Here is a 22499-nt window from a genome sequence, read left to right as displayed (position 1 = left end):
CAGTGATGTAGGAGCAGACGAGGGAGACATACGCCGTGATCCGTACCCATGACGCCGGCAGCCTGCGCGCGACGGACGCCGGCACCACGGTGACGCTCGCCGGCTGGGTCGCCCGCCGGCGCGACCACGGCGGGGTCATCTTCGTCGACCTGCGGGACGGGTCCGGGGTGGTTCAGGTGGTCCTCCGTGAGGAGGACGCGCACGCCCTGCGCAACGAGTACTGCGTCAAGGTCGTCGGAGAGATCACCCGGCGGCCCGAGGGCAACGAGAACCCGGAGCTGCCCACCGGCGAGATCGAGGTCACGGCGAGCGAGCTGGAAGTGCTCTCCGAGGCCGCGCCGCTGCCGCTGCCGGTGGACGACCAGGTGGTGGCCGGCGACGACGTCCGGCTCAAGTACCGCTACCTCGACCTGCGGCGCAGCGGCCCCGCCCGGGCCATGCGGCTGCGCTCGCGGGCCAACCAGCTGGCCCGGTCGGTGTTGCACGAGCGGGACTTCCTGGAGATCGAGACGCCGACGTTGACCCGCTCCACGCCCGAGGGCGCCCGTGACTTCCTGGTCCCGGTCCGGTTGCAGCCCGGCAGCTGGTACGCGCTGCCGCAGTCGCCGCAGCTGTTCAAGCAGTTGCTGATGGTAGGCGGCATGGAGCGCTACTACCAGATTGCCCGTTGCTACCGCGACGAGGACTTCCGGGCCGACCGGCAGCCGGAGTTCACCCAGCTCGACATCGAGATGTCCTTCGTCACCCAGGACGACGTGATCGACCTCGGCGAGGCGATCGTCGCCGCGCTCTGGTCGGAGCTGGTTGGGTACGAGGTTCCCCGACCGATCCCGCGGATCACCTGGCACGATGCCATGGCGCGGTACGGCTCGGACAAGCCGGACCTGCGCTACGGCGTCGAGTTGACCGAGCTGACCGACTATCTGCGCGGCACCCAGTTCCGGGTCTTCGCCGGGGCGATCGACGTGGGCGGTTACGTTGGCGCGGTGGTGATGCCCGGCGGCGCCGCGCAGTCCCGCAAGGAGCTGGACGGCTGGCAGGACTGGGCCAAGGCGCGCGGCGCCAAGGGCCTGGCGTACGTGGTGCTCGACGCCGAAACCGGCGAGGCTCGCGGGCCGGTGGCGAAGAACCTGTCGGCGGAGCACCTGGCCGGGTTGGCCGACGCGGTCGGCGCCAAGCCAGGTGATGCGATCTTCTTCGCCGCGAGTGCGGAGACCCGCCAGGCGCAGGAGCTGCTCGGCGCGGCCCGGATCGAGATCGCCCGGCGTTGCGGCCTGGTCGACGAGAGCGCCTGGGCGTTCTGCTGGGTGGTGGACGCCCCGATGTTCGAGTCGGCCGCCGACCAGGAGAACGGCGGAGCGGGCGGCTGGACGGCCGTGCACCACCCGTTCACCTCGCCGAACGCCGAGTGGGTCGACCGGTTCGAGGAGGCGCCGGGCCGCGCCCTGGCGTACGCGTACGACATCGTCTGCAACGGCAACGAGATCGGTGGCGGCTCGATCCGTATCCACCGTCGCGACGTGCAGCAGCGGGTGTTCGCCCTGCTCGGCATCACGCCCGAGGAGGCACAGGACAAGTTCGGTTTTCTGCTGGAGGCGTTCAGTTACGGGCCGCCGCCGCATGGCGGCATCGCGTTCGGCTGGGACCGCACCTGCATGTTGCTCGCCGGCGCCGACTCGATCCGCGAGGTGATCGCCTTCCCGAAGACCCGGGGCGGTTTCGATCCTCTGACCGGCGCACCCACCCCCATCACCGGCCAGCAGCGCGCCGAGGCCGGCGTCGATGCCAAACCCAAGCCCCAATTGGCCCCGCACACCGGCACCGCCGGCCCTACCGCCCCGGTCGCCAGCCCCACCTGAGCACTGCCGTGCGCACCCGGCACCCGCAGAGTTGTTGATGAAGAGTCGGCGTCATGATTCGGCTGTTGGGTGACCCGAACTTTTCTGATCAACCGAGGGGGTGTCGGGTGCGGGTGCTGGTCGTGGGAGGCAGTGGGCTTCTCGGGCGGGAGGTGTGCCGGCGGGCGGTGGCTCGGGGGTGGTCGGTGGTGGGGACACGTCATTCGGGTGCGGTCGCGGTGCCGGGGGTGGCGGTGCGCCGGCTGGACGTGACCGATCGGGCCGCGGTGGCCGCGCTGATCACGGCGGTACGCCCGGACGCCGTGATCGGCACCCCCTACCGTTATGGCGACTGGGCGGTCACCGCCGACGGGGCGGCACACGTCGCGTACGCCGCCGGGCAGGTGGGCGCGCGGCTGGTGCACATCTCCAGCGACGCGCTGCACGCCGGGCGCCCCGAGGCGTACGCCGACGACGACCAGCCCACGCCGATCTTCCCGTACGGGGCGGCGAAGGCGGCTGCCGAGACGGCGGTGCGGGCGATCGATCCGGCCGCCGTGCTGGTGCGTACCTCGCTGATCGTCGGGGAGGGGAGCAAGCAGGTCCAGCTCTGCCGGGATGCGCTGGCCGGGCGGGCGGCCCTGTTCACCGATGAGCTGCGCTGCCCGATCGACGTGGGCGACCTCGCCGCCGCGGTGCTGGAACTGGTGCCCTGCGACTACTCCGGACCGCTCAACGTGGCCGGCCCGGACGCGGTCAGCCGGGCGGAGTTGGGTCGGTTGGTGGCCCGTCGGGCGGGCATCGATCCGTCGGGACTGAGGACCACCACCGGCGCCGCGGCCGGAGTGGTCCGCCCCACCGAGGTGCGTCTCGACTCGGGCCGCGCCGTCGGTCTGCTCCGCACCCGACTGCGCGGCGTCACCGAACTGCTCGCCGCCTGATCCCGAAGGCGATGCACACAGTCTCTGTGCACAACAGTTGTGCACAGAGACTGTGCAGAGATATTGTGCATTGATGGGAGACGGGCAGAGGCGACCCGCGCCGCGACGGGTCCGGATCGATCACCGGCAGGTCCGCGTCCTGGCGCACCCACTGCGGGCCCGGCTGCTCGGCGCCTTACGGGTGCAGGGGCCGGCGACGGCCACCGACCTGGCCGAGCTGCTGGACACCAACACCGGCGCCACCAGCTACCACCTGCGTCAGCTGGCCGACGTCGGGCTGGTCGTCGAGGAGCCCGATCGGGGCACCGCCCGGCAGCGCTGGTGGCGGGCCGCACACGATGTCACCAGCTGGGAGAACACCGACTTCGACGACGATCCGGACGCACGAGCGGCGGTGGAGTGGATCCAGGCCGAGCAGGTGCGTCACTTCGTCGAGCACACCGAGCGGTGGGCCGCCGCACGAGACCAGTGGCCACCGGCCTGGCGGGACGCCTTCGGCATGAGCGACGCCTTCATGACCATCCCGGTGGCCCGGTTGGCGGAGCTGCAGGCGGAGCTGTGGCGCACCCTTGAGCGTTACCGCGCCGAGGCCGATCCGGACGAGCCCGGCGCCGCGCGGGTGCAGATATTCCTCGCCTCGCTCCCACTACTGCCCGGGGGAAGCGATGAGTGAGCTTTCGGTACGCCAGATCCGGCGTCGCTACCTGGTCCTGCACGGCCTGCGTTGGATGCCGACCGGCCTGCTGATTCCGGTGATCATCCTGCTGATGCAGGAGCGGGGCCTGACCCTGACCCAGATCGGCCTGGCCGCCGCCGCCCAGGGGGTGGTGGTGCTCGCCCTGGAGCTGCCCACCGGCGGGTTCGCTGACGCCCTGGGCCGCAAGTCGGTGCTGGTCGCGGCGAGCGTGGTGGGTCTGGTCTCGATGGGCCTGCTGGTGGTGGCGGACTCGTTCGCCCTGCTGGCCACCGTCTGGGCGTTGCAGGGGGTGTTCCGCGCACTGGACAGCGGCCCGCTGGAGTCCTGGTACGTCGACAGCACCCTCGCCATCGACCCGGACGCCGCGTATGAGAACGGGCTCGGCCAGGGTGGCACCGTGCTCGGCCTGAGCATCGCGGCCGGCGCCCTGTTCAGCGGCGGCCTGGTGGCCCTCGGCACGGTCGGTCCGGTCAGCGCGCTCACCACACCGATCGTGGCCGCGGTCCTGCTCCAGGTGGTCTCCCTGATCTCGCTGCTGGCGCTGCTGGTGGAGCGGCGGCCGGTGAAAGGTCCCGGCGTGCTGCGGGCGTCGATCCGGTCCGCCCCGCGCCTGGTCGGGGAGGCGCTCGGCCTGGTGCGCCGCTCCCGGGTGGTACTCGCCCTGGTCGCGGTCGAGCTGTTCTGGGGCTTCGGGATGGTCACCTTCGAAAGCCTGCTCCCGGTGCGCCTCGCCGAGGTGCTGGGCGACGCCGACCGCGCCGCCGCCCTGCTCGGCCCGGCCAGCACGGTGGCCTGGCTCGCCTCGGCCGGCGGTGCGGCGCTCACTCCGCTGCTCATCCGCTGGCTCGGTGCCGCGCCCGGCGCCGCGCTGCTGCGGATCGTGCAGGGAACCACCGTGGTGGGCATGGCCCTGTTCGTCGGTCCGGTCGGGGTGCTGATCGCCTTCGTGGCCTGTCACGTCGTGCACGGTGCGGCGAACCCGTTGCACATGGGGCTGCTGCACCGGCAGGTAGACGGCCCGTACCGGACCAGCGTGATCTCGCTGAACTCGATGACGGCCATGCCGGCCGCCGCACTGGGTGGCGTGCTGCTCGGCTTCGTCGCCGACCGGGCCGGGGTGAGCACGGCGATGCTGGTCGGCGCGGTGGTACTGGCCGTCGCCGCGCCGCTGTACCTGCCGGCGTGGCGGGCCGGACGTGAGGCGGCCGGTCAGCCGAAGCGGACCGAGGTGAGCGGTACGGTGCCGGTGTAGCCGCGTGTAGGCCCGGCCGCTGTCGTCGCGGCGGGGCGAGGTGATCCACCGTGGAGATTGGCGAGCCGACCGATCGGGTACATCCCGCGGCGACCTACTGGAACCCCCACCGGAGGAACGCCATGCTCGCCATCGCCGCCGCCGCGGTTTTCGGCTTCGCCCTGCTGCTCGACCTGCTCGACACCGACCTCGGCGCGCCGGACCTGTTCAACTGGAACACCCTGGTGCTGATCGGCCTGCTGCTGCTCGCGCTCTACCTGGCGGGCGTCGGCCGGGGCCCGGGCGGCGGCGGTGGCCGTTGGTACCGGGGCCGTCGGCCGGGGCGTGGCTGACCGGAAACGATCGTCACGGGCTCGGTCGGCGGCGCGATTCCGGCGTTGTCGGCCGAGCCCGGTACTGTTCTCGTGATGGAGTCCGACGCCCTGTTCACCCTCGGTGAGCCCGCAGCAGCGCCCGGTGCGCACGTGGGTTCCGGTGGCGTCGGTGGCCTCGGCGCGGTGGGCCCGGACTCGCCGTTGCCCGTCCGGATGCGCCCGGCGAACCTGGACGAACTCGTCGGCCAGGATCACCTGCTGAGCCCTGGTGCGCCGCTGCGGCAGCTGGTCGGCGGCGACGCGCCGATGTCGGTCATCCTGTGGGGCCCGCCGGGCAGCGGCAAGACCACCATCGCGCACCTGGTGGCCGGGGCCACCGACCGGCGCTTCGTCGCCATGTCGGCGCTCTCGGCCGGAGTGAAGGACGTCCGGGCAGTGATCGACACGGCCCGGCGGCAGCGGCGCGCCGGTGGCCCGCCGACGGTGCTCTTCATCGACGAGGTACACCGGTTCAGCAAGACCCAGCAGGACTCGTTGCTCGCCGCGGTCGAGGACCGGACCGTCACGCTGCTGGCGGCCACCACGGAGAATCCGTACTTCTCGGTCATCTCCCCGTTGCTGTCCCGCTGTGTGCTGCTCACCCTCCAGCCACTCGACGACACGGCCGTCCGCCGGCTGCTGCGCCGGGCGATGCTCGACGAGCGGGGTCTGGCCGGCGCGCTCACCCTCGCGCCGGAGGCCGAGGACCACCTGGTCCGGCTGGCCGGCGGGGACGTCCGCAAGGCGCTCACGGCACTGGAGGCGGCGGCGGCCTCGGCGACCGCGTTGGATCTCGGGCTGATCGACCTGCCCACCGCCGAGCGAGCGGTGGACACGGCGGCCGTCCGCTATGACCGGGCGGGTGACGCTCACTACGACGTGACCAGCGCCCTCATCAAGAGCCTGCGAGGTTCCGACGTGGACGCCGCGCTGCACTGGCTGGCCCGGATGCTGGTCGCCGGGGAGGACGCGAGATTCGTCGCGCGGCGGCTGGTCATCTTCGCCAGCGAAGACATCGGCATGGCCGACCCCGGCGCCCTCGGTGTGGCTGCCGCCGCCGCACACGCGGTGGAGTTCGTCGGCCTGCCGGAGGCACAGCTCAACCTGGCCCAGGCGGTGATCCACCTGGCCACCGCGCCCAAGTCCAACTCGGTCACCACGGCGATCGGCGCGGCGATCGCCGACGTGCGGGCCGGCCGGGGCGGCCCGGTGCCCAGGGGCCTACGGGACGCGCACTACGCCGGTGCCCGAGGTCTCGGGCACGGCACCGGCTACCGCTACCCGCACGACGACCACCGGGGGGTGGTGGCCCAGCAGTACGTGCCGGACGACCTGGTCGGCACGGACTACTACCGACCGAGCCAGCACGGCGCGGAGCGACCGGTGGCCAGCCGGCTGCCGTTGCTGCGCCGCATCGTCCGCGGGTTGCCGACCCCCGCCGGCGCGGCTGCGTCGACGGTGGGCGGCCGGGCAGAGACGCCGGAGCCGTCCGAGACCGACGGTGACCGCCTGACGGCTACCGACGCCGACACGGCGGATCAGGTCGGCGCCAGCGCCGACGGGAGGGGTCAACAGTGAGATCGTCGGAGCGACCGGACGACGGCCCGGACGAGCGGCGGGGCAAGGTCCGCCGCTGGGGCCGGGGCAAATCAGAGCCACCGCCGGAGGAGTCGGGCGGCGGCGAGGACTTCGGTTGGATCGACGACCTCCGCTCTGCCAAGCAGCAGCGCACGGAGTTGGGCCCCGGCGGTGGCGCGCCGGCACCGGGCGGGTCCGGGGCGACTCACAGCGGATCGGAACGACCAGGTCAGGCTCCGCCCGTGCGTCCCGCTCCGGCCGGACCTGTCGCACCGCAGACCGGCGGCCAGGAATCGGGCGGGTCTGTCCCACCGCCGGCCGGCGGGCGCGGCCAGCCGCCGCCGGGTCATCCCGCACCGCCGGATCCGACCGCCGGCCCGCCGGCCGCGCCTCCGCTACGTCGGGCAGCCGCCGAACCGCCGCGCTCACGACCGGTGGACGGTCCCTGGCCGGGGAACCCGTCGGGACGGCCGAGCGCCGGCCCGCCGTCAGTGGGGTCGCGGGAGCGTCCTCCGCCCGCCGTTCGACGTGATTCCGGTGCGCCGAACACCCCGCCGGCCGGCTGGCCGCAGCAGCCGCACTCCGCCGATCCGCCCGCCCGGCAGCCGCGCCCCGGCGAGCCGGTTCCCCCCGCGCCGTCCGGTTCCCGGCCGGCCCCGTCCGCCGGTCCGACCTCGGGTGCTCCGTCCGGTCCGTGGCCGGGTGCCCCCGCCGGCCCGGCGCCCGGTGCTCCTGACGGTCCGGTTTCGGGTCCGTCCGGGCAGCGCCGAATGCCTGTCGACCGGCCGGACGCCGGTCCCCGTCCGGTCGACCCGGCCGCCGGTCCCCGACCGGCGCCCGGCCCACCGGGCACCACCGCTGCCGCTGGCGGGCCGGCCGGTGGCCGGCGGGTCGGGCGCCGACGCGCCGCCGAGACCGAGGAAGGCGCCTCGGCGGTGCCACTGTCCGGCAACGCGCCCGCGGTCCCCGGTATGTCGTCCGGCAGCCCGGCCACGCCGGTGCGCGGCGGAAACGGTCCGCGGGGCCGCCTGGCCCCGCAGGACGACGCGGACGGTCCGGCTCGCGGCCGTCGCTCGGCTTCGGCGACGGAAATCCCGCCGGCCGACCGCCGGCCCGCCATCGGAGCGGAGATGCCGGGCCGGGGCCACCACCCGGCCGGCCCGCAGGAGGCGCCGGCCCGGGACCGACGGGCGGACGAGGCACAGGAACCCACCGGACGGCACGGCGCCACGGGCGGCACCAGCGTCGAACCGCCGCCTGTCGCACGGCCCGGCGACGGACGGACCGGCCGCCCTGAGCGACCCGCCGACTGGCTGCGGCAGGCCGGTCGTGCCCACCACACCGATCCGGCGCTGCCGACCATCAACAAGCGGCCGGTGCCGACGGACCCACCACCACGCCCGGCCGGCGACAGACGCCATGGCGCGGAGGGCGGGCCGGAACGGTCAGGTGCTCACGCGCCACGCCGCTCCGACGCTCCGCCTGCGGGACGCGGCCGCCCGACCCGCGCTGCCGAGCCACCTGGCGCGGGTGCGACGGACCCGTCGGGGTCCCGGGCCGGCTCCGAACCACCGAAAGACATCACCCGACCGCCAGTTCGTCCGGGTGGCCCACCACCCGGCCCACCGCGTGGAGTTGCCGCGGGCGGGACGCCGCCCTCCGCGCCGAGGGGAGCGAATCGTCCGGACGGCACGCTCCCGGCCCCGCCGCGAGGTGCCGCCCGGCCCGACGGCGTACCCATCGGTCCGCCGCGAGGTGCCGCCCGGCCCGACGGCGTACCCATCGGTCCGCCGCGTGGTGCCGCCCGGCCCGGCGGCGTACCCATCGGTCCGTCCCGCGGTGCCGCCCGGCCCGACGGGGTGGTGACCGGAGGTCCGGGCCGTCCGGGCGGACCGCCGCAGGGGCCGGCCCACGGTGCCGCCCGGCCCGACGCCGGCCCGAACGGCGGTCCCGTTCCGGGCGAGCGCGCCCGCGCCGCCGATGAACGTCCCGCCGCCCCCGGACCGTCGGCTGCGGCTCGCGCCACCGTGATCCCGTCCCGCCCCGACGAGCGGCCGGCTGGCCGGGCCATCCCGCCCCACCGGAACCCGGTGCGCCCGGAGCCGTCGGCCGTCGCGCCGGTGCGTGCCGGCGATGGTCCGGCGATGGCTCGGGCCGCGGCTGCCGTGGCGCCGGTCGATCCGGCCGGACCGCGACCCGGGGCGGAGCCGGCGGGCCGGCGTGCCGACGGGCCGGAGACCACCGCGCCCGACCGGGCCGAGGACCGGCCCGACGGTCGTGGTGAGCCGCGCCAGCAGGCGCACGGGTCGACCCGGCTTCGGGCGGCCGTCCTGGTGCTGGTCAGCGTGGTCCTGCTCGGTGGTGTGCCGGCGTACTTCGGCCTGCAGGCGCAGAACAGTGATCCGGCTTTCACCTCGCTCGACGAGCTGGACGTGCCGGTCTGGGCGGCAGTGGATCCGGTCGACGACGTCAGCGGCAGCCAGTGGTGTCTGCTCGACTGCCGGTTGCGGGAGCGCACCACCAACTCGGAGCGACCGCCACAGGAGACGGCTCAGGCGTACGAGGCCGCACTGGCCGACGACGGCTGGCGGCCGTGGACCCCGAACTACTGCCCCGAGCAGCAGGAGAAGGGCAGCTACACCTGCTGGCGGCGGGACGAGTTGACTCTGGACCTGTGGGTACGGGAACGGACCTGTGTGCCTCCGCCGGTGGACGGCGAGCCGGCGGTGGTGCCGTCGCCCGACCCGTCCACCGCAGCGCAGGAGTGCCCCGGATCGTTGGTGTCGGTGAAGGTACGCAATGCGATCGACGACGAGCGGACCCGGCCCCAGCCGAGCACCGACCCGTCCCTGACCGGTGAGGATCCCTTCCCGACGCTGTCCGAGGACCCGTTGGGCGAGTTGACGCCGTCACCACCGTCCTGAGCCGAACGTCGTCACGGACGGTAGGGTCTGCTTCTGGTGGCCCCGGCTCTGGCGGGTGGCCAGGGGTTGACGTGGTGAGACGGTCGTGCGTCCCGGGGACCTTGCGCCCCGAGGCACTGTATGAGGAGGACAGGCGTGGGTTTTTTGGAGGTCGCGGCGTTGATCGCGGCGATCGCGTTCGCGATGCTGGTGCTGATCCTGACGCTGCCCATCCTTCGGCTGCGGCACACCGTGGACGCCACCACCCGGATGATCAATGACCTCAACGACCGGACCGCGCCGCTGCTCGGCGACGTCAACACCACGGTTCGTAATGTCAATGTGACGCTGGAGCAGGTGCAGACCTCGCTCGACGGAGTGAACCTCCAGCTGGCCAAGGTCGACACCATGACCAGCCATGCGCAGAACATCAGCGCGAACGTCGCCAACCTGGTCACCGTCGTCTCTGCCGCCGCGGCCAACCCGCTGGTCAAGGTCGCCGCGTTCGGCTACGGGGTACGCAAGGCCGCCAGCGCCCGCCGGCAGGCCGAGACCGAGCGCGAGGTCCGCGACACCGTCAAGTCCCAGCGGCGCGCCGCCCGGCGCGGGAACCGCTGACCGGCCAGCACCCGGAGGTACGAGCATGAGGCGCCTGTTCTGGTTGGGCATCGGCCTGGCCGTCGGCGTGGTGGTGGTCCGTAAGGCGACCCGCGCCGCGCACGCCTACACGCCGGCCGGCATCGCCGGCAACCTGTCCCAATCCGCTGGCGGCCTGGTCGAGGAGTTGCGTAGCTTCGTGGCGGACGTGCGCTACGGGATGGTTGAGCGGGAGCAGCAGATCCACGAGGCGTTCGCCCAGGGCGAGGCGTTCGACGACCAGTTCGCCGAGCTGCGGGAGGACCCGCGGGTCGGCGACAGAGCAATCTTTCCGGAGGATCACCAGCGATGAAGACGGCGGAGATCAAGCGGCGGTTCCTCGCCCATTTCGAGGCGAACGGGCACACGGTGGTGCCGTCCGCTCCGCTGCCCGCCATCAGTGATCCGAACCTGCTGTTCGTCAACGCCGGCATGGTGCAGTTCGTTCCGTACTTTCTCGGTCAGCAGGCGCCGCCGTTCGCACGGGCGGTCAGTGTGCAGAAGTGCATCCGGACGCCGGACATCGACGAGGTCGGCAAGACCAGCCGGCACGGCACGTTCTTCCAGATGAACGGGAACTTCTCGTTCGGCGGTTACTTCAAGGACGGGGCGATCCCGTTCGCCTGGGAGTTGGCCACGAGGTCGGTCGACGCCGGTGGTTTCGGGTTGGATCCGGAGCGGATCTGGGCGACCGTCTACCTGGACGACGACGAGGCGTACGGGATCTGGCGGCGTACCGGGGTGCCGGACGCGCGGATCGTGCGGCGGGGCAAGAAGGACAACTTCTGGTCGATGGGCATACCCGGTCCGGCGGGCCCGTGTTCGGAGTTGTACTACGACCGGGGTCCGGAGTACGGCGCCGAGGGCGGCCCGGAGGTCGACGAGGACCGGTACCTGGAGTTCTGGAATCTGGTCTTCATGCAGTACGAGATCGCGGACGTGACCAGCAAGGAGGACTTCCGGATCGTCGGTGAGCTGCCGAGGAGGAACATCGACACCGGCATGGGGCTGGAACGGATGGCGTCGATTTTGCAGGGTGTGGACAACCTGTACGAGATCGACGAGGTCCGGCCGATCCTGGAGCGGGCGGCGGAGCTGACCGGCAAGCGGTACGGCGCGAACTCCGGTCACGCGGCCAACCAGTCGCACCCTGACGATGTGCGGCTGAGGGTGATCGCGGATCATGTCCGTACCGCGCTGATGCTGATCGGTGACGGGGTGACCCCGGGCAACGAGGGCCGTGGCTACGTGCTGCGGCGGATCATGCGTAGGGCCATCCGCTCGGTGCGCCTGCTCGGCTGGCAGGAGCGGGCGCTGCCGGAGCTGCTGCCGGTGGCGCGGGACTGCATGGCCCCGTCGTATCCGGAGCTGGCTGCCGACTTCGACCGGATCTCCGCGTACGCGTACGCGGAGGAGGATGCCTTCCTGGCGACGCTGCGGGCGGGTACCACGATCCTGGACACCGCGATCACGCAGACCCGCAGCGGCGGTGGGCAGGCGTTGTCCGGGGAGAAGGCGTTCCAGCTGCACGACACGTACGGTTTCCCGATCGACCTGACCCTGGAGATCGCGGCCGAGCAGGGCCTCGACGTGGACCAGGACGGCTTCCGCCGGTTGATGGCCGACCAGCGGTCCCGGGCCAAGGCCGACGCGCAGGCCCGCAAGACCGGCCACACCGACCTGTCGGCGTACCGGTCGGTGCTCGACGCGGGCGGGCCGGTGACCTTCACCGGCTACACCGAGGTGGCCCGCGAGTCGACGGTCCGGGCGGTGCTCGGCACCGACGGTCCACGAACGGCGGCGGTCGAGGGAGACCTGGTCGAGCTGGTCCTCGACACCACTCCGTTCTACGCGGAGGGCGGCGGCCAGCAGCCCGACGTCGGCATGATCACGTTGGGTGGCGGCCAGGTCGAGGTCCTCGACGTGCAGCAGCCGGTGCCGGGCCTGATCGTGCACCGGGCCCGGGTGATCCGGGGCGAGGTTCAGGCGGGAGAGACCGGGTACGCCGAGATCGACGCCAGCCGGCGTCGGGCCATCTCCCGGTCGCACACCGCCACCCACCTGGTGCACCAGACCATGCGCAACTTTCTCGGCGAATCCGCCACCCAGGCCGGTTCGCTGAACGCCCCGGGCCGGCTCCGGTTCGACTTCAACACTGCCACCGGTGTCGCGCCGAGCGTGCTGCGGGACGTGGAGCAGCAGGTCAACGAGGTGCTGCTGGCCGACCTGGAGGTGCACGCCTTCGTCACCTCGCTGGACGAGGCGCGTCGCATCGGCGCCATGGCCCTGTTCGGCGAGAAGTACGGCGACCAGGTCCGGGTGGTAGAGGTCGGTGACTACGCCCGCGAGCTGTGCGGCGGCACCCACGTGGCCCGTTCCGGCCAGCTCGGCCTGGTCAAGATCCTCTCCGAGTCCTCCATCGGATCCGGCGTACGCCGGGTCGAGGCGCTGGTGGGCATGGACGCCTTCAACTTTCTGGCCCGCGAGCATCTGCTGGTGGCCCGCCTCGCCGAGCTGTACCGGGTCCCCTCCGATCAGGTCGCCGACCGGGTCGAGCAGACGGTCACCCAGCTGCGCGACGCGGAGAAGGAGTTGGAGAAGATGCGCGCCCAGCTCGTGCTCGGTGGCGCGGCGGCGTTCGCCGCCCAGGCCAAGGACGTGCGCGGGGTCGCCTATGTCGGCATCGAGGCGCCCGAGGGCGCGGCCGGCAACGATGTCCGCACCCTGGCCCAGGAGATCCGGGGCCGGATCGACACGTCCCGGCCGGGCGTGGTCGCGGTGGCCGCCCGCGCCAACGGCAAGGCGTCGCTGGTGGTGGCGGTGAACGGCGCTGCCCGCAGCCGTGGCCTAGCCGCGAACGACCTGGTCAAGGCCGCGTTCTCCGGACGCGGCGGAGGTAGTCCCGAGCTGGCCCAGGGTGGTGGGCTGCCCGAGTCGGAGCTGCCGAAGCTGCTCCTGACGGTGGAGAAGGCGGTCGCCGAGGCGTGAGCGAGTGCAGTGGGACGCCGGCGTGAGTTACCAGCGGGGCGGGTCAGGGCGGGCCGGGTCGGTCCGCCCTGACCTGCCCGTCGGGGGAGGTGACGCGACGTGACCGAGTCGCTCCGGGGTGTGCGGCTGGGTGTCGACGTCGGGCAGGTGCGGATCGGGGTGTCCCGGTCCGACCCGCACATGGTCCTAGCCACCCCGTTGGTCACCCTGGCCAGGGAGCAGAAGCCCAGGCCAGGCGCGGTGCCGTCGGATCTCACCGAGCTTGCCGCGCTGGTCGCCGAGCACGAGGCGGTCCAGGTGGTGGTGGGCCTCCCGATCAACCTTGCCGGCAGAGATGGCCCCGCAGCGGAGCATGTGAGGGCGTACGCTCGACAACTGGCCGATGTGATAGCGCCTGTTCCGGTGACGCTCACCGACGAGAGGATGTCCACGGTCGTGGCGAGCCGTAGGCTTGCCGAGCGCGGTGTCCGGGGAAAGAGACAACGGGCGGTGGTCGACCAGGCCGCCGCGGTGGAAATTCTGCAGAGCTGGCTGGATGCGCAGCGGAGGCGGACGCAATGATGAACGAACTGGACCTCGGGTTCGACGAGCAGGACCGGGGGGACAAGGGCAAGCACCGCCGAGGCCGCCGTAAGGACGGCGGTTCCGGCAGTGGGCGGGGCAAGACGGTGCTTGCCCTGCTGCTGGCGGTGGTGCTGCTCGGCAGCATCGGTGGCGGTGCCTTCTACAGCTTCGACCGCATCCAGAACTACTTCGTCACGCCGGACTTCGACGGTGCGGGCACCGAGGACGTGACGGTCCAGATCCCGCAGGGCGCGTTCCTGGCCGACATGGCCGTGGTGCTGCGCGACGCCGGTGTCATCAAGAGCACCAAGGCGTTTCTGGAGGCGGCGGAGGACAACTCGCGCAGCCGCAACGTGCAGCCCGGCACGTACAAGCTCCGCAAGGAGATGAGCGGCGAGAACGCTCTCAACGCGATGCTGGACCCGCAGAGCCGGATCGTCGACGGGGTGACCATCCCCGAGGGGCGCACCGCCAAGAGCATCTACGAGCTGCTCAGTGAACACACCGACATCCCGGTCAAGGAGTTCGAGGCCGCCGCGAAGGACCCGGAGACGCTCGGCGTACCGGACTGGTGGTTCACCCGGGACGACGGCAAGAAAGTCAAGAAGTCGATCGAGGGCTTTCTCTACCCGGACACCTACGAGATCCCGCCGGACGCCACCGCCGAGGCCATCCTCGGGCAGATGGTCGACCACTTCCTCACCGTCACCGGTGAGCTGGAGTTCGCCGACCGGGTGCAGGAGGAGCGCGGCGGTATCAGCCCGTACGAGGCGCTGATCGTGGCGTCGCTGGCCCAGGCCGAGGCCGGCACCAAGAAGGATCTCGGCAAGGTCGCCCGGGTCGCCTACAACCGGGTCTATTCGCAGACCTTCCCCTGCGGCTGCCTGGAGATGGACGTCACGGTCAACTACTACTTCGAGATGACCGGCCAGGAGGGTAAAACCTCCGGTCAAATGACGGAGAGTGACCTCGACAACCCGAAGAACCCGTACAACCGCAAGTTGCGGGGAATGGTCCCCACCCCGATCAACAATCCGGGCAGGGAAGCGCTTGAGGGTGCAATGGATCCGCCGGCAGGAGACTGGCTCTTCTTCGTGGCGATCGACAAGGAGGGCAACTCTGCCTTCACCAAGGATTACGACCAGCACCTGAGGAACATTCAGAAGGCTAGAGAGGCTGGTGTTCTGTAGCGGCCGGCCGGCCGATCGACGGCGGAGCACCCGAGTTCGATCGTCGCCGTCGTACTGGTGGAGTCGAGGGTAGGTCGACGACGCCGACGCCGATGTTCCCGAGGGTGGAGGTGTGCCGCAGGCTGCTGTCGACATCGGTGGATGTTGGGCGACAGGTTTCCCTGCTGTTGAGGAGCGACGTTGGCTGGGCCGGTAAACAGGGCGTCGGTGCACAGGGCGGCGGTGCTGGGTAGGCCGATCGCGCATTCGCTCTCCCCGGTGATCCACAACGCCGGCTACGCCGCTGCCGGCCTGACCGGGTGGTCGTACACCCGGATCGAGTGCGCGGCGGCGGAGCTGGCCGACCTCGTTGCCGGCCTGGGCCCGGAGTGGGCCGGTCTGTCGGTGACCATGCCGGGCAAGGAGGCGGCGCTCGCGGTGGCCGCCGAGGTCTCGCCGGTCGCCGCCACCGTCGGCGCCGCCAACACACTGGTACGTCGCCTCGACGGCTCCTGGTACGCCGACAACACCGACGTCATCGGCATGGTCGAGGTGCTGACCGAGGCTGGCGTACGCCCCGGCGCCACGGTGGCCGTGCTGGGTGCGGGCGGCACCGCCCGGGCGGCGCTGGCCGCGGCGGCCCACCTGCACGCGGCCGGGGTGACCGTGGCGGCCCGCCGGCCGGCGGCGGTCGCCGCGTTGGCGCCCGTCGCGGCGGCGCTCGGGGTGGCCATGACCGTCGCGCCATGGTCCGAGGCGCTGCGGTCGGAGGCGCTTGGGTCCGGAGGGTCGCTGCTGGCCGGCGTCGACGTGCTGGTCTCCACCGTGCCCAAGGGTGCCGTCGACGAGGTGGCCGGCGCGGTGCGCTGGCGGCCGGGCACGGTGCTCTTCGACGCGATCTACGACCCGTGGCCGACCCCGTTGGCTGCCTCGGCCGGGGCTGCCGGCTGCCGGGTGGTTTCCGGCCTGGACCTGCTGCTGGCCCAGGCGATCGGCCAGTTCGAGCAGTTCACCGGCGTGCCCGCGCCCCGGCCGGCGATGGCCGCCGCCCTCGCCGCCGCCCGGACCGGGTGACCTTCCGAATCGTCGAGACGACGCAGATCTTGGCCGGCTTCGCAGGGGCATTCCCTACCGGGTACGGCGGCACGCTCCGACTCGAAGCGGGATCGTGGCGTTCCTTCGTCGAAGTGGCCAAGCAGTCCGGCCCGGTGGGGCTGACCCACGTCCTGACAGGCGAGGCCCCCGGCGGAGTCCGGGGCTCTTCGTGCCCGCCTGACCACCTGCCCCCGAGGCGGCAGCCGTCAGGATGCCGTCTTAGGCGGCGGTTAAGACACGCTTAGGTCCCACTGTCGTCCGCTCGTATTCTCACAGCGATGGATACGCTGCTCAGCGTCACCCCAGGGACGCAGGGAGTATCCGTGAGCAGGCGTGGACTGCACCGCCTCACCCGGCACCGCGGGCACCGGCGCGGGGTCGTGGTCATCGGCCTCATCGGCACCACCGTGCTCCTCGGCGCCGCCGCGACCGTGGTGCCTCTGCTCGCCGACGAGAACCTGTCGATCCCGGTGGTGGCCGACACGACCGCCACGGCGGTGCCCCAGGACGGCGACAACGGCGTCAAGACGACCCTGTCGACCTGTCCCGCCCGGTGTGACGGCAATCCGCGTGGCGTCCGGCAGGCTGTCCTCGCCTTCGCGGTGACCGCCCTGCCGGCGGACGCGGCGAACGTGCGCGCGGTGCTGCGGGTACACGCCTGGCAGGCGTCCGACGCTACGGTGACCGCGCACGCCTCCCGGCTCGACGCCCGCGCCGCCCGGCCGTCACCGGCGCTCGTCGGCGCGGCCCTGGATGCGGTCACCGGAGTCGGGGCGGGCTTCAACGAGTGGGACGTCTCGGCGCTGATCAGCGGCAACGGCACCTGGACGGTGGCGTTGACACAGACGGGTCTGGCCACCCGCAGCTACTGGGCGTCGGCGGAGAACCGCAGCTCCGACCTGCGCCCCCGCCTGCTGCTCAGCTACGGCGTCGGCACCCCTGCGACGTCGCCGAGCGCCGCGCCCACTTCGGCGCAGACCGCCACGCCGTCGCTGCCCCCAACACCCTCGCTGGCACCCAGCCGGGCACCCGTGTCGCCGGCCCCGCCGTCCAGTGCCGGCCCGACCTCGCCGTCCCCCACACCGACGCCACTGGCCGATCCGCTCGGATGCGGGCAGGTCTCCGCGCATCTGGTCCCGTCGTGCGGCGCGTGGTGGGGGATGTACTCGCCGTCGAACGCCGCCACCGGGTGGGACCACGGGAAGGCGGTCACCGACGTGGAGCGGCAGGTCGGGCGGAGCTTCGACATCGTCCACCGCTACCACGACTTCTCCAACACCGGCAGCAACGGCGCCTTCCCCGACGCGTACCAGCAGCAGCAGATGCGCGAGGGGCGGCTGATGTTCTTCGCCTGGGAGAGCCGGATCTTCTCCTCCGGTACGGTGCTGACCTGGACAGACGTCGCCAGTGGGCGGTATGACGTGGCCATCGACGCGGTCGCCGGACGAATCCGGGCGATCGGCGCGCCGGTGTTCATCGGATTCGACCACGAGCCGGAAGACGAGCCGGCCAAGGGCAGCGACGCGGACTTCGTCCGGGCCTGGCGGCACGTGCACGACCGGTTCGCCGCCGCCGGGGCGGGCAACGCCGTCTGGGTGTGGACGATGATGGGCTGGTCCGGCCACCACGACCGGTACGCCGGGCTCTACCCCGGCGACCGCTACGTCGACTGGGTGGCGTGGGACCCGTACAATTTTCACGTCTGCAACGGCAGTTCGCTATGGAAGAGCCCGGCCACGACCATCGGGAGCTTCTACCGCTGGCTCGACGAGAACGGCATCGGCGCGGGTAAGCCCCGGATGCTGGCCGAGTTCGGCACGAACTTCGACGCCTCCGATCCGAGCGCCAAGCGGCGCTGGTTCGAGGAGTTTCCGGCAGCGTTGAAGGCCCATCCGAAGATCAAGGCGGCCGTCTACTTTAACTCGCCGGGCATGACGCGTACCACCGGCACCTGCAACATGACGGTGAACCACGACCCGGCGGCGTTGGCCGGGTTCGCCGTCGCCGGGCAGGACGCCTACCTGCGTCAGCCGGTGGGCGGCAGCCGTTGAGCTGAGGTCGCCTCCCGGCCGGCGTGGCCAGGAGCGCTGTCGGCCATCCGACGGCCCCCGCTTGCGTCTGTTTCCGGATTCGTCGTCCAGCCAATCGGTGGATGTCGCCCTCCGGGGCGGGATGGGCACGCTACGTGCATCCTTACCCGTTATGGAGGCGTAGCGTGCCCAGATTTCTCCCATTGGGGCGTCCGATCCGTCGACGTCGACCGCGCGTCGGTGCCGTCGTGGTGGTCACCGTCGCGGCCGTGCTGGCGGCGCCCGTCCCGGCGTCGGCTGCCGCGCCCGCCGTGGTGCCGGCGGCCGTGGTGCCGGTACCCGAGCCGGCGACCCTGGTGGCGACGGACCCCGTCGACCACACCCCACACGCCCGCGACGGTGAGGTCCGTGCCTTCGCGCAGGTGGGCGGCAGGGTGTTTGTGGGAGGCAGCTTCACCCAGGTCCGCCAGGCGGTGAACGCCCCGTGGGTGAGCCGGCGTCACCTGTTCGCGTACGACGCGAGCACCGGCGCCCTCGCCCCGGCGTTCCTGCCGGTGCTCGACGGGGCGGTCAACTCCCTTGTCGCCGGGCCGGGCGGGACGCTCATCGTCGGCGGTGCGTTCCGGAACGTCAACGGGGTGGAACGCCGCAACCTGGTGGCGCTCGACCCGTCCACCGGCATGATCATCGGAGGTTGGGCCGGTCGCTCAGACGGCGGTACGGTGCGTGACCTGGTCCGGCACGGCAACTGGCTCTACGTGGCCGGTGCGTTCAACTGGCTCAACGGCACTGCGCACAGCGGCCTGGGTCGGCTCGACGCGACCACCGGCGCGATCGACCCGACCTTCAACATCAACACCACCGTCGGCCGCCACGGCACCAGCATGTACGCCTGGACCATCGACGTGGCTCCCGACGGTCGCACGCTCGTTGTCGGCGGCAACTTCCGCTCGGTCAACGGTCTGCCGCGCGAGCAGATGGCCCTGGTGGGCCTGGTCGGCACGCCGAGCGTGCTCGACTGGAGCACCGAGAAGTTCGCGCCGCCGTGCGTCGCGCCGAAGTCGTTCGTGCACTACGTGCAGGACGTGCGGTTCGGCGGCGACGGCAGCTGGTTCGTGGTCGGCACGAACGGCGGCCTGGGCTGGCCGGCCGCGTACTGCGACGCGTTGGTCCGCTTCGAGACCGCGTCCCAGGGTGCCGGCCAGCTCGCCACCTGGGTCAACTTCACCGGCAACGACACCATCACCTCGGTCGAGGTTTCCGACAACGTCATCTACCTCGGCGGGCACTTCCGTTGGCTGAACAACCCGAACGCCACCGACAAGGCCGGTGACGGCGCGGTCGACCGGCTTGGTATCGGTGCGGTCACCCCAGCGACCGGCATGCCCGTGAACTGGAACCCGCGCCGCACCGGCGGGTCCGCGCTGCCCATCGGCGCCACCTCCTGGGGCTCGTCGGTGCCGGTGCTCTGGCGCGGCACCGACGGCCTCTACTTCGGGCACAACTCCGACGGCATGGGCGGCGAGTACCACGGGCGGCTCGGCGTGTTCCCGATCCATGGCGGGCGGGGCATCACGCCGAAGAACCCGCCCACGGCGAGCGGTGGAAACCTGTACCTCGGTGTCGGCGGTTCGCGGCTGGCGAGGGTGCCGTTGCGGGGCACCTCCCTCGGTGAGGCCGGGACCGTCGATCAGCCGAACTACACCGGCGTCGGCGCGACCTGGCGGGTCGATGACCGGATCTACTGGTCGCGCCTGGTACCGGGCACCCCGACGGGCAGCCGCATCGACATCTCGATGTTCGCAGGTTCGACCATCGGCGTGCCCTGGGAGGCGTCCGGCTACAACGACTGGTTCGCACCGGCCATGTTGACCGGGGCGTTCTTCCTGGACGGTCGGCTCTACTACACCCGCGGTGGCGCCAACGGCCTCCACTACCGCTACTTCGAGATCGACGGCAACTACCTGGGCGCCACGGAGTTCACCCTGCCGACCACGGGTGTCAGCTGGTCGACGGTGCGCGGCATGGCCTGGGTGAACGGGCGGATCGTGTACGGCGGCACCGACGGCGCGCTGCGCAGCGTGCCGTTCGATCCGACGTCCGCCCCGGCGCCGGTGGTCAGGGGCAGTGAGGTGATCGTGATCGCGTCCGGCACGCCGGCGCTGACATGGTCACGCCCAGCGATGTTCTTTTCCGTGCACTGACGTTCACCGTTCGTCATGATGTCCGGATATTTTGTTCACATTGGGCCGCTCTCGGGCGCTTTGCCGCCGGCCCGTCGACCTGGGAGGCTCGTTGACCGCCATCCGGCACGGACTCGCGGTGCGCACCGTCTTCGCGGCCAAGCGCGGCTGGTACCGGCTGCGCTATCCGCGGCTGCGGCTGGGCGTGGGCGTGCAGATCCGGGGTCGACTGCGGCTGCGGCGCGGCGTACGGGTGAGCATCGGCGACCATACCCGGCTGAACAAGCTGGTCCGCTTCGCCGGCTCGGGCGAGGTGCGCATCGGCGCGCACTGCCTGCTCAACGCGACCTGGATAGGTTCCTGGACCTCGGTGACCATCGGGGACCGTTGCCTGCTGTCGGACTGCGAACTGTTGGACAACGACTTCCACAACCTCGCACCGGTCCGACGGCACGACGCGCCGACGGCGGCCAGCCGGGCGCCGATCGCCGTCGAGGACAACGTGTGGATCGGGGCGCACGCCATGGTCATGAAGGGTGTACGGATCGGCCGGGACAGCGTGGTGGGTGCCGCGACGGTGGTGCGGGCGGACGTGCCGCCCGGGGTCGTGGTCATCGGCAACCCACAACAGATAGCGAAGAAGTTCCATGACTGACGCCCCGACCAGCATCTGGAGCGGCGACCGCAGCGCCGCGCCGCCCCGGACCGTCGCGATCACCGATGTGCTGCGGGTACCGCTGCACCGGATCCGGCTGGTCGCGGCGGTGGCCGCGGCCGGGCTGCTCGGTGTGTCCGGCTACCTGCTGCTGGCACCGGCCGCGGTGACGGCGAGCGCGGTGGTCGCGGTCCGGCCGGTGGTCACCGACGCCTTCACGCCCAGCGGCGCCGCCGCCGACCGGGCGGTGAACATGAACGTGGAGAGCGGGATCGCCACCGGCACCGAAGTGGTCGGCAAGCTCGCCGAGACGTTCGGCACGGACCAGCGGGCGGTCCGCGAGGCGCTCCAGGTCGAGGTGCCCGCCGGTGGACAGATCCTGCGCTTCGGCTACCGGGCCGGCAGCGGCGACCGGGCGGTCGAGGGCGCCAACCTCGCCGCGCGCAGCTACCTGGACGTCCGGCGCTCGATGTACGACAGGCAGCGCGGTGAGATGCTGCGTTCCTACGACGCCAGCATCAGCAAGGTCGTCGAGCAGCAGGGCGCGGTGCAGCGGCGGATCACCGACGCCCGGGACCAGACCACCGCCAACGCCGCCGTCGCAGAGTTGAGCGGCATCAACAACCAGCTCACCCAACTCAACTCCGCGCGGACCGAGATCGCCGCGGTCGACGTGAATCCCGGATGGGTCACCCGCAGCGCCGAGCCGGCCCTGACCGCGTCAGCCGTCGACCCGCTGCTGCTGGCCGGTGGGCTGCTCGGCGGCACCGTGATCGGGCTGGTGCTCGCCTTCGGCTGGGAGTCGGTGGACCGACGGATCCGCAGCGTGGCCGACGCCCGGGACAGCACCGGCCTGCCGTTGCTCGGCACCGTCCGGCGCAAGGGGCTGCGTGGCCGGGCGGTCGACGCCGACGTCCGGTACGTCGCGATGGCCGTCGCCGAGCGGGTGCGCCAGCCCGCCAGGGTCGCCGTGGTTACCGCCCGCGAGGACGCCACCGCGATCACCGCCGGGCTCGCGGTCGCCCTCGCCGTGGCCGGGCGGGAGGTGTTCGTGGCCGATGACAGTGGCCGTGCCGATCGGCTCCGGGCGGCGGTACTCGCCGGCCGGGACCGGTTGCCGGCGGGCATCGACCCGACCCGACCCGCCGTACCCAGGCCGCGGGCCGCCCCGACGGACACCGATGACGGCCCCACCGAGGCGATCACCCGGCGTCCCTCCCCGCATCCACGGGGCGCCCGGCCCTCGACCGATCCGGAGGCGACGCTCACCCTGCCCCGGGTCGCCCACACCGTCGGCCACGCCGTGAACGGCCGTCCGACCGGCAACGAGCAGGTGGTCGTGGGCGCCGGCAGCGTCCGGTTCGGCACCTGGCGGCAGGGCGCCGACCACCGCCTCGTGCTGTACAACGCCCCGCCGGCCGAGGCCGACGAGCGGGGGGTGGTGGTGGCCCGGCAGGGCACCGCGGTGGTCGTGGTCGAGCGCGACCGGACCCGCCAGGACGACCTGCGCCGCCTCGCTGAACGGCTGCGCGCGGCCGGGGTGCAGCCGCTGGGATTCGTGCTCTGTCGCAGCGGCCGGAGCTGAGGCGTGCCGCTGCTCCGCGCGCCGGCGACGAC

General features: G+C 72.2%; 17 protein-coding genes. All 17 read left to right on the top strand.

Translation table 11 applies throughout. The annotated features are described in order from the left end of the window. The first annotated feature begins 35 nt into the window (after nucleotides 1–35). Complete coding sequence (gene aspS, locus ACFHWY_RS06255; RefSeq protein ID WP_416579127.1) at nucleotides 36–1859, top strand: aspartate--tRNA ligase; 1824 nt, start codon at nucleotides 36–38, stop codon at nucleotides 1857–1859. A gap of 107 nt (nucleotides 1860–1966) precedes the next feature. Then, nucleotides 1967–2779, top strand: a complete 813-nt coding sequence (locus ACFHWY_RS06250; RefSeq protein ID WP_416579126.1) for an SDR family oxidoreductase — start codon at nucleotides 1967–1969, stop codon at nucleotides 2777–2779. Between the two features lie 73 nt (nucleotides 2780–2852). Further along, entirely contained in the window at nucleotides 2853–3452 is a 600-nt protein-coding gene (locus tag ACFHWY_RS06245; RefSeq protein ID WP_416579125.1) for an ArsR/SmtB family transcription factor, read from the top strand. Further along, the gene (locus tag ACFHWY_RS06240; protein ID WP_416579124.1) at nucleotides 3445–4728 is read left to right on the top strand and encodes an MFS transporter; all 1284 of its coding nucleotides are present in this window, start codon (nucleotides 3445–3447) and stop codon (nucleotides 4726–4728) included. The genes ACFHWY_RS06245 and ACFHWY_RS06240 overlap by 8 nt, the downstream gene beginning before the upstream one ends. A gap of 122 nt (nucleotides 4729–4850) precedes the next feature. Continuing rightward, nucleotides 4851–5060 (top strand): hypothetical protein, encoded by a 210-nt coding sequence (locus tag ACFHWY_RS06235; protein ID WP_416579290.1) that lies wholly within the window; start codon nucleotides 4851–4853, stop codon nucleotides 5058–5060. 75 nt (nucleotides 5061–5135) lie between these two features. Next, entirely contained in the window at nucleotides 5136–6659 is a 1524-nt protein-coding gene (locus tag ACFHWY_RS06230; protein WP_416579123.1) for a replication-associated recombination protein A, read from the top strand. Between the two features lie 2144 nt (nucleotides 6660–8803). Continuing rightward, nucleotides 8804–9583: a hypothetical protein gene (locus ACFHWY_RS06225; protein ID WP_416579289.1), complete on the top strand. Its 780-nt coding sequence runs from the start codon at nucleotides 8804–8806 to the stop codon at nucleotides 9581–9583. Nucleotides 9584–9718: 135 nt separating this feature from the next. Next, nucleotides 9719–10180: a DUF948 domain-containing protein gene (locus tag ACFHWY_RS06220; RefSeq protein WP_416579122.1), complete on the top strand. Its 462-nt coding sequence runs from the start codon at nucleotides 9719–9721 to the stop codon at nucleotides 10178–10180. A gap of 25 nt (nucleotides 10181–10205) precedes the next feature. Beyond that, the gene (locus ACFHWY_RS06215; protein WP_416579121.1) at nucleotides 10206–10511 is read left to right on the top strand and encodes a hypothetical protein; all 306 of its coding nucleotides are present in this window, start codon (nucleotides 10206–10208) and stop codon (nucleotides 10509–10511) included. Continuing rightward, nucleotides 10508–13186, top strand: a complete 2679-nt coding sequence (gene alaS / locus ACFHWY_RS06210; protein ID WP_416579120.1) for an alanine--tRNA ligase — start codon at nucleotides 10508–10510, stop codon at nucleotides 13184–13186. The genes ACFHWY_RS06215 and alaS overlap by 4 nt, the downstream gene beginning before the upstream one ends. Before the next feature lie 99 nt (nucleotides 13187–13285). After that, on the top strand, nucleotides 13286–13747 hold the full coding sequence (ruvX, locus tag ACFHWY_RS06205; RefSeq protein ID WP_416579119.1) for a Holliday junction resolvase RuvX: 462 nt from the start codon (nucleotides 13286–13288) through the stop codon (nucleotides 13745–13747). Then, on the top strand, nucleotides 13744–14940 hold the full coding sequence (gene mltG, locus ACFHWY_RS06200; RefSeq protein WP_416579118.1) for an endolytic transglycosylase MltG: 1197 nt from the start codon (nucleotides 13744–13746) through the stop codon (nucleotides 14938–14940). The genes ruvX and mltG overlap by 4 nt, the downstream gene beginning before the upstream one ends. A gap of 222 nt (nucleotides 14941–15162) precedes the next feature. Next, complete coding sequence (locus ACFHWY_RS06195; protein ID WP_416579288.1) at nucleotides 15163–15993, top strand: shikimate dehydrogenase; 831 nt, start codon at nucleotides 15163–15165, stop codon at nucleotides 15991–15993. Nucleotides 15994–16337: 344 nt separating this feature from the next. Further along, on the top strand, nucleotides 16338–18065 hold the full coding sequence (locus ACFHWY_RS06190; RefSeq protein ID WP_416579117.1) for a glycoside hydrolase: 1728 nt from the start codon (nucleotides 16338–16340) through the stop codon (nucleotides 18063–18065). 164 nt (nucleotides 18066–18229) lie between these two features. Next, on the top strand, nucleotides 18230–20248 hold the full coding sequence (locus tag ACFHWY_RS06185) for a hypothetical protein (protein ID WP_416579116.1): 2019 nt from the start codon (nucleotides 18230–18232) through the stop codon (nucleotides 20246–20248). Between the two features lie 91 nt (nucleotides 20249–20339). Further along, nucleotides 20340–20882, top strand: coding sequence for an acyltransferase (locus ACFHWY_RS06180; RefSeq protein WP_416579115.1), 543 nt, complete (start codon nucleotides 20340–20342; stop codon nucleotides 20880–20882). Then, nucleotides 20875–22467 carry a lipopolysaccharide biosynthesis protein gene (locus ACFHWY_RS06175; protein ID WP_416579114.1) on the top strand — a complete coding sequence of 531 codons (1593 nt, stop codon included), beginning with the start codon at nucleotides 20875–20877 and terminating at the stop codon, nucleotides 22465–22467. Before ACFHWY_RS06180 ends, ACFHWY_RS06175 begins: the two co-directional genes overlap by 8 nt. Nucleotides 22468–22499: the final 32 nt, after the last annotated feature.

The sequence above is a fragment of the Micromonospora sp. LOL_024 genome, from assembly GCF_048060415.1.
Taxonomy (GTDB): Bacteria; Actinomycetota; Actinomycetes; order Mycobacteriales; family Micromonosporaceae; genus Micromonospora.
The sequence above is the reverse complement of the archived record's forward strand: the minus strand, read 5'-3'. Positions and strand labels throughout refer to the sequence as shown.

Excerpts from the sequence above, each read along its gene's own strand:
- ACFHWY_RS06245 (WP_416579125.1), top strand. The coding sequence starts at position 2,853 with ATGGGAGACGGGCAGAGGCGACCCGCGCCGCGACGGGTCCGGATCGAT.
- ACFHWY_RS06240 (WP_416579124.1), top strand. The coding sequence starts at position 3,445 with ATGAGTGAGCTTTCGGTACGCCAGATCCGGCGTCGCTACCTGGTCCTG.
- ACFHWY_RS06235 (WP_416579290.1), top strand. The coding sequence starts at position 4,851 with ATGCTCGCCATCGCCGCCGCCGCGGTTTTCGGCTTCGCCCTGCTGCTC.
- ACFHWY_RS06230 (WP_416579123.1), top strand. The coding sequence starts at position 5,136 with ATGGAGTCCGACGCCCTGTTCACCCTCGGTGAGCCCGCAGCAGCGCCC.
- ACFHWY_RS06225 (WP_416579289.1), top strand. The coding sequence starts at position 8,804 with ATGGCTCGGGCCGCGGCTGCCGTGGCGCCGGTCGATCCGGCCGGACCG.
- ACFHWY_RS06215 (WP_416579121.1), top strand. The coding sequence starts at position 10,206 with ATGAGGCGCCTGTTCTGGTTGGGCATCGGCCTGGCCGTCGGCGTGGTG.
- alaS (WP_416579120.1), top strand. The coding sequence starts at position 10,508 with ATGAAGACGGCGGAGATCAAGCGGCGGTTCCTCGCCCATTTCGAGGCG.
- mltG (WP_416579118.1), top strand. The coding sequence starts at position 13,744 with ATGATGAACGAACTGGACCTCGGGTTCGACGAGCAGGACCGGGGGGAC.
- ACFHWY_RS06175 (WP_416579114.1), top strand. The coding sequence starts at position 20,875 with ATGACTGACGCCCCGACCAGCATCTGGAGCGGCGACCGCAGCGCCGCG.